This window comes from Xanthomonas sp. D-36-1, from assembly GCF_017746155.1.
GTDB classification, from domain to species: Bacteria; Pseudomonadota; Gammaproteobacteria; order Xanthomonadales; family Xanthomonadaceae; genus Xanthomonas; species Xanthomonas cissicola.
Genome location: NZ_JAGHWR010000124.1, coordinates 1 through 4,534 on the forward strand (window position 1 = coordinate 1; position 4,534 = coordinate 4,534).

Annotated in this window: 1 pseudogene; it reads left to right on the plus strand. The window is 59.6% G+C overall.

Annotation, left to right across the window (positions count from 1 at the left end):
* Positions 1-53: 53 nt before the first annotated feature.
* Positions 54-4,529, plus strand: a pseudogene (locus J7367_RS21850) (AAA domain-containing protein); the annotation flags it as partial.
* Positions 4,530-4,534 lie beyond the last annotated feature (5 nt).

A 4,534-nucleotide genomic window follows, 5' to 3' on the forward strand; every position in this document is an offset into this window, starting at 1 on the left:
CCTCTACATAAGGCGATAGTGTCGCGCATCTGCGGTGAGTTGATCAGACCTTCCTTAATGTCCTTTACCTAGCAGTTGGCTACCTGCGCTGGCGCGCTACTTCCACCCCGCAAACGGACCGCTTCGCGCCGTTGGTGCTCATCCCCGTTCAATTGGAGCGAAGCACAGCGGGCGAGAAGTTCCACCTCAAATGGACCGGCGACGATATCCAAGCCAACTTGTCGTTGCAGTTGTTCTTGCAGCGCGAGTTTGGGCTGCGCTTGCCCAACATCGAAGAGTTCGAAACGCTCGATATTGATGCTTACTTGGCGTCGGTTGAAGTGATGCTGGAAGGCAAAGACACCTGGGGTGTGCTTCGCGATGACGCCATCCTGGGGCTGTTCTCGTTCGCCAAGTTCATGATGTATCGGGACTTAGACCCCCAGGGTTGGGAGGCGCTGGGCGGGATGGAGGCCATCCCGACGCTTCGGGGCGTCGTTCAGGATGGCTTTCCCGGAGCAAGTCTTACCGATGAGGCGAGCAATCTGGACCGCATCATCCCGCCTGAGAAGATGCGCCATGTGGTGGACTGCGATTCGTCGCAAGCCTTGGTGGTGCACGATGTGCTCCAAGGCAACAACATCCTGGTGCAAGGGCCCCCTGGAACGGGCAAGTCTCAAACCATCGCGAACATCATCTCAGGCGCTGTGGCTGAGGGTAAGCGCGTGCTGTTCGTGGCGGAGAAGATGGCCGCGCTCGAAGTGGTCAAACGCCGTTTGGATCATGTCGGTGTGGGGGTGGCGTGTCTGGAACTCCATAGCAACAAGGCCAACAAGCGCTCACTACTGGAAGAACTTCGCCAGACGCTGAACCTAGGCGAGCCGAAGCGAAGCAGCTCTGCGCCCATCATCGAGCAGCTCACCGAACGACGTGACACGCTCAACGCCCATGTGGCGCGGCTCCACGAAGTTCACCAGCCGTCTGGACTGACGCCTTACCAAGTCTTCGGACACATGGTGCGCCTGCGTCGCTTGGGCTACACGACCCAAAGCCTGCCTCTCGAAGCGCCGACCTCCTGGGCGTCCCATCAAAAGGAGGAGCGGGAATCGCTCCTGCGCGAACTGATCGAGCGAGTTGAAGAGATCGGCGTTCCAGATGAGCACGCTTGGAGCGGCGTTCAGAACGACGGTCTCTTACCGAGTGAGCGCGACCGGTTGCTCATTTTGGTCTCAGGATTGTCCCAGCGGTTGGGTGACTGGGAAGCGTCAAGCACTTCGCTCCACCACACACTGGACCTTGCTCCTCCGGCGCTCTTTGATGATGCGGGCCTTGCGGTTCAGCGCGTGAAGGCGCTCCTAGAAGCGCCAAAGCTTGGCTCCAACGCGCTCCAAAGCGAGGTCTGGGATGAGCCTGGTCGTGCGTCGACTGTCATCGATGTGCTGGAAAGCGCTCAGAAGGCCAGGGCGGCGGTCGAAGCGAAGATCAAAGCGGACGCGTTGGTGCAGGACTGGGACGCTACCAAGGCCACCTTGGGCGCATTGCCAAGCAGCTTCGTCTTGGGGAAAGAGCTTGCAACGCTCGGTGGGGCACACAGCGCACTGGTTCGGCTTCTGCCAGATCTCACTCGCTTGACGCAGCTTCTGGCTGAGAAGTCACCGCTGACGCTGGATCTCGCCCTCCGCCTCGTTGCGATCGCTGAGCGGGCCACGAGCATTCCGGAACTCGATCGCGATGCGCTGGTGGCTCACATTTGGGACCGGGGGGTAGATGCGGTCGAAGAGATCGTCGTGGCCGTTGAAAGCGTCCAGCAGGCCAAAGCAAGCCTCTCAACGGTCTTCCGGGACAGCGCCTGGAACAAAGACCCTGCGGAACTTGAAGCGGCGCGCGGTCAGTTGGCCATGCGCGGCACGAGCCTGTTTCGCTTCCTAAGTGGAGATTGGCGTCGCGCCAATCAGACAATCCGCACACTGCTTTCTAACCCCAAGCTTCCAGCTTTGGACATGCTTGGGTCTTTGGATGTGCTGCTCGATGCCAAGGCGGCGCAGCGCAAAATCGCCGAGCACGACCCCCAAGGCCAAGAGGCGTTTGGCTCGAACTGGCAACGCGAGCGCTCAAACCCTTCGTTCCTCAGAGGCGTTGTGGCTTGGATGCGCACGCTCCGTCCCTTAGGGAGTGGAGTGCGTGAGCGCTTAGCTGACATCGGTGATCGGGTGCTGGCAACCGAAATTGCCAAGCGCGTGAAGCCAGTTCTGGAAGAACTCGGTCGCAATCTTTCGCCCGTGCACGAAGCATTACTTGCAGCTGAGCGTAATCCTTGGGGCGAGGAGACCGTCTTAAAGCGTGTTGCGCTTTCTGATCTCATGGATAAATCGGCGCTTTGGCTGGCCGCATCTGAGCAGGCTGCCTTCTTGCTCGGGGCAGAGGACCTGACCGTTGAGCAGGCGCTCGCGGCGATAGGTGAGATCCAACAGGCACAAGCGGCCAATGCTGCGTTTGAGGCAGTGACTAATGATGGGGCATCTGCGTTTGGCCCGTTTTGGCTAGCGCTCGACAGTAAGGCAGGCGAGCTTTATCCGATCGTGTCTTGGATTGAGCAAAATCCCGAGCTTCGGCCCTTGGCCGCACGCATCAGTGAGCCCCAACAGCTGCTGGACCAAGCCGAACGAGCGTCGTCAGCTGCTGGCACCTTGGCAGGCGAAGTGATGGATCTTCTGGTTGGCTTGCAGCTTGAAGGCAATGCTGAGATCACGCGTGACCCAAGCCAAACATCCTTGGCAACGCTCAAATCACAGCTGGCGAGCTGGCAAGCCGACCCGGAAGGGCTTCGGACTTGGGTGGCGTATCTGGCCATTGCCAATGAGGCCAAGCGCAAAGGCCTTGGCGCGGTGGTCGATGCGCTTGCCAAGGGGGACTTGGCCGTTGCTGACGCTCTGGGCGTGTTTGAGCTGTCTTACTACGAAGCGGTGCTTCAAGCACTGGTGCAGCGCGATCGAGCGCTGGCAAGCTTTGACGGGCAGCGTCAATCGCAGGTGGTGGCAAGCTTTGCAAGCCTCGATCAAGAGCGCATGCAGCTCGCGCGCTACGAAGTCGTCAAGGCGCACCACAGCAAGATCCCGCGCCAAGGTGGAGCAACCGGCCCGACCGCTGTCTTGATTGGCGAGATGGCGAGGAAGAAGGGGCATCTGCCGATCCGGCAACTGATGCAACGGTGTGCCCCCGCGATCCAGGCGCTCAAACCCGTCTTCATGATGAGCCCGTTGTCGGTGGCGCAGTTCTTGCCGGCAGGCGCGCTGGACTTTGACATGCTGGTCATTGACGAGGCGAGCCAAGTGCAGCCGATCGACGCGCTCGGTGCGATTGCGCGCGCAAAGCAGTTGGTGATCGTGGGTGATGAGCGGCAACTTCCGCCCACGCGCTTCTTCTCCAAAGCGCTTGGCGACGGGGGGGATCGGGAAGACGATGAGGGCGGGGCGCAGGCGTCGGATGTGGAAAGCATCTTGGGCCTTTGCCGTGCGCGAGGCTTGCCTGAGCGCATGCTGCGTTGGCACTACCGGAGCCGCCATCAGTCGTTGATCGCTGTTTCCAATCAGCAGTTTTACGAAGGCAAGCTCTTCATCGTTCCAAGTCCCTACACGAGCGAAGCAGGCGTGGGCTTGCGACTGCATCATCTACCAGAAGCCATCTACGACCGGGGCAACACGCGCACCAATCCAAAAGAAGCCAAGGCCGTAGCACTCGCGGTGCTGGCGCATGCACAGCACACGCCTCAGCTCACGCTGGGTGTAGCGACATTCTCGACAGCGCAGCGCCGCGCCATTCTCGATGAGTTGGAGCTGCTGCGACGCCAGCACCCTGAGACAGAAGGGTTCTTTGCAGATCACCCGGCTGAGCCGTTCTTTGTCAAAAGCCTAGAAAACATCCAGGGCGACGAGCGCGATGTCATCTTCATCTCGGTCGGCTACGGGCGCGATGCGCAGCGCCACATGACGATGAATTTTGGTCCCGTGAGCAGTGAAGGGGGCGAGCGTCGCTTGAATGTGCTGATCAGCCGGGCCAAGTCGCGCTGCGAAATATTCACCTCGATCACCGATGAGGACATTGATACCGATCGGGCTAAGGGCAAGGGCACTTTCGCTTTGAAGCTTTTCTTGAACTACGCCAGGACCGGTCGTCTGACGCTCAACAAGGAGGAGCGCGACTCCAAGCAAAGCGTGTTTGAGCAAGAGGTTGCCCAAGCGCTTCGCGCGCGGGGCTACGACCTTCACACGGACGTAGGCTTGGCAGGCTTCTTCGTCGATATCGCGATTGCCAATCCGGACAAACCTGGGCGCTACATCTTAGGGATTGAGTGCGACGGGCAGTCGTATCGAGAAGCAAAAAGTGCCCGTGATCGCGATCGATTGCGTGAGAGCGTGTTGCGTGACAAAGGCTGGCAGGTTTACCGCATTTGGAGTTCAGACTGGTTCCATAGGCCCGAGGCGGAGCTTGAAAAGCTTGTTGCCGCTATTGAACGCGCGAAGTCAGAGTCAGGCACCTTAGGGATGGTCTGATCAAT